1 pseudogene is annotated in these 251 nt (G+C 61.0%); it reads right to left on the reverse strand.

The annotated features are described in order from the left end of the window. Positions 1 to 251: pseudogene (locus P9236_RS30740) on the reverse strand (copper-transporting ATPase); the annotation flags it as partial.

The raw sequence follows: 251 nt of genomic DNA on the forward strand, positions 1-251 counted from the left end.
CGATATCGGCGAGCGAAGGCTTGCCTTCGGTCAGGGTACCGGTCTTGTCCACCACCAACGTATCGGCTTTGCGCAAGGATTCGATCGCGGCCGCATCCTTGAACAACAAACCATGGCTGGCGCCACGCCCGCTCGCCACCATGATCGAAATGGGCGTGGCCAATCCCAAGGCACAGGGACAAGCGATGATAAGTACCGACACGGCGGCAATCAGCGCGTGCGCAAAACGCGGATCCGGGCCAAGCCAAACC

Origin of the sequence: Mesorhizobium sp. WSM4884, from assembly GCF_029625675.1 — a bacterium.
In the GTDB taxonomy this organism is placed as follows: Bacteria; Pseudomonadota; Alphaproteobacteria; order Rhizobiales; family Rhizobiaceae; genus Mesorhizobium.